The sequence below is a fragment of the Paraburkholderia sp. genome (assembly GCF_026225065.1).
GTDB lineage: Bacteria > Pseudomonadota > Gammaproteobacteria > Burkholderiales > Burkholderiaceae > Paraburkholderia.
In genome coordinates this window covers 1-2,549 of the sequence record NZ_JAMFSB010000238.1, presented here as the reverse complement: position 1 = coordinate 2,549, position 2,549 = coordinate 1, and the positions used below count along the sequence as shown (strand labels likewise).

Below are 2,549 nucleotides of genomic sequence, written 5' to 3'. Positions count from 1 at the left end.
GCGTCGAAGTGACGGCGATCCGCCGCCACGGCATTCGCGGCGTGGAGCCGGACCCGTCCACCAAGCTGCGCGCGAGCGACATCGTCGTGCTGCGCGGCTTGCCCGAAGCGCTGGCCCAAGCCGAAGAGCGGCTGTCGCGGCATCGCCGGTCGGGCTCCACCGCCGCTTGACCGCATGAGCTGGGTCGGCGCGCGAGATTCTTAAGTCCTTTATCCGGATCCATGGGGATCCATCTGGAGTCATCATGTCCAACGCGCTTGCGAGCGCCCCGCTAGACGCGGCTGCGTTCGTCAAAAGCCAGATTCGCACCGTGCCCGACTGGCCGCAGGCCGGCGTGCAGTTTCGCGATATCACGCCGCTACTGCAGCATCCGAAGACGTTTCGGGTGCTGATCGACCTGTTCGTGCAGCGCTATATCGATGCCAAGCTCGACTACATTGCTGGCCTCGACGCGCGTGGTTTTATCATCGGGCCGGTGCTGGCGTACGAGCTGAACGTGGGCTTCATTCCGATCCGCAAGGCCGGCAAGCTGCCGTACAAAACGGAGTCCGAGTCCTACGAGCTCGAATACGGTACGGCGACCGTCGAGATTCACGCGGATGCCTGCGGGCCGGGTGACCGCGTCCTGCTCATCGACGATCTGATTGCGACCGGCGGCACCATGATGGCCGGCAAGAAGCTGCTGGAGCGGTTGGGCGCCGTAGTGGTCGAAGGCGCGGCGATCATCGATCTGCCGGATCTGGGCGGAGCCGCGCTGCTGCGCTCGGCTGGGCTGCCGCTGTTTACGGTCACCGAGTTTGGCGGCCACTAACCCGCGTGGCACTGCGCGACTGACCCGCTGCGACGAGCTTCTGAACTGACCCGCGCTGCGCCGGTTGCCGTGCCGTTGGAGCACTCATGACTTTGCCCTGTATCACCAAAGCGCGCCGGTTCGATGCGCAGGCGCATCGGCCGTTCTGGATGGAAGGTCTGCAGGTCGGCTGGATCCGCGTGACGGATGTGCCGTTGCTGGCGCGCTGGCCAGACGTTTTCGATGTCGACGCTGCGGGCGTGACGTTATCGTCGCGCTACTCCAGCCTGGATATGCGTAGCGCCGCACTGGGCGCCGTGATCGGCGCGCTCGCTGCGGATGGCCGGATTCCCGGCTGGCGCGATGAAACCTACGCTATCCGCAACCACTTCGACGCGCAGCCGCTTGCCTACATCGAGCGCGCGGCGTCGCGCTTCTTCGGCACGATGACCTACGCGGTGCATCTGAACGGCGTCGTAGAATACGCGGATGGCGCGCCGCAACTGTGGATCGCGCGCCGTAGCGACACCAAGGCGACCGATCCGGGCATGCTGGATAACGTAGTCGCCGGTGGAATAGGCTGGGGCTTCGGCATCGAGGCGACCATCGTCAAGGAGTGCTGGGAAGAGGCGGGCATTCCTGAGGAGATCGCTGCGCGCGCCACGGCTGGGCGTACAGTGCATGTACTGCAATCGCTGCCGGAAGGCACTCAGGCCGAGCAGATCTTCATCTACGACCTGGCGTTACCGGCGGATTTCACGCCGCGCAATCAGGACGGCGAAGTGGGCGAACACCGGCTGGCGCGCATCGATGAAGTGGCGCGCTGGATCGAGGAAGACGCGATGACCGTCGACGCCAGCCTCGCCACGCTCGACTGCCTGCTGCGCCGCCGGTGGATCGACGCTGGGGACTGCGCGGGAATTGAAGCACTGTTCGCGCCGCCGGCTGCTGCGTAACATAACGTGACGTACAGCGACTTTGCATCACACTAAACGAATCACGGATTGAAGAAGGGAGTCACCCAGGTCATGTCGACCGATCACAGCTTTATTCTCAAACTGTCGTGCGCCGACCGGCCCGGCATCGTCCATGCGGTGTCCGGCTTCCTGTTCGAGCGCGGCAGCAACATTCTCGACTCCGCGCAGTTCGGCGACAGCCACACCGGCGAGTTCTTCATGCGGGTGCATTTCCAGCAGGTGGGCGGCGATCCGGGTCTGGACGCGCTGCGTACCGCGTTCAGCACGCTCGCCGACGAGTTCGGCATGCACTGGGAGTTGCACGATGCGACCGTGAAGCCGCGCGTCGTGATCATGGTGTCGAAGATCGGCCATTGCCTGAACGACTTGCTGTTCCGGTACCGCACCGGCCAGCTCGGTATCGAGATTCCGGCGATCATCTCGAATCACAAGGACTTCTATCAACTCGCCGCGAGCTACGACGTTCCGTTCCATCATTTTCCGCTGACGGCTTCGACGCCCGCAGGTAAGGCGGCGCAGGAAGCGCGGGTGCTCGAAGTGATTGACGAACATCAGGTGGATCTGGTCGTGCTCGCCCGCTATATGCAGATTCTGTCGCCGAGCCTGTGCGAGCGGCTCGCGGGGCGCGCGATCAATATCCACCATTCGTTTCTGCCGAGCTTCAAGGGTGCGAAGCCGTATTACCAGGCATTCGACCGCGGTGTGAAGCTGATCGGCGCGACCGCGCATTACGTCACGACCGATCTCGACGAAGGTCCGATCATCGAGCAGGAAGTGGAGCG

4 protein-coding genes are annotated in these 2,549 nt (G+C 63.9%); all 4 read left to right on the top strand.

From position 1 onward, the window contains the following. Positions 1-170: TrkA C-terminal domain-containing protein (locus M0954_RS30365; RefSeq protein ID WP_367279519.1), on the top strand; the 170-nt coding region annotated here is incomplete at its 5' end. 74 nt (positions 171-244) lie between these two features. Further along, on the top strand, positions 245-811 hold the full coding sequence (locus M0954_RS17465; protein ID WP_297354534.1) for an adenine phosphoribosyltransferase: 567 nt from the start codon (positions 245-247) through the stop codon (positions 809-811). Positions 812-897: 86 nt separating this feature from the next. Continuing rightward, a complete protein-coding gene (locus M0954_RS17460; RefSeq protein WP_297354532.1) occupies positions 898-1,746 on the top strand; it encodes an NUDIX hydrolase family protein in 849 nt (282 codons plus the stop codon). A gap of 72 nt (positions 1,747-1,818) precedes the next feature. Next, positions 1,819-2,549 (top strand): formyltetrahydrofolate deformylase (locus M0954_RS17455; protein WP_297354530.1); only part of this gene is annotated, 731 nt, incomplete at its 3' end.

What these genes read in the sequence shown, in the direction of transcription:
- M0954_RS17465 (WP_297354534.1), top strand. Translation starts at nt 245, where the DNA reads ATGTCCAACGCGCTTGCGAGCGCCCCGCTAGACGCGGCTGCGTTCGTC.
- M0954_RS17460 (WP_297354532.1), top strand. Translation starts at nt 898, where the DNA reads ATGACTTTGCCCTGTATCACCAAAGCGCGCCGGTTCGATGCGCAGGCG.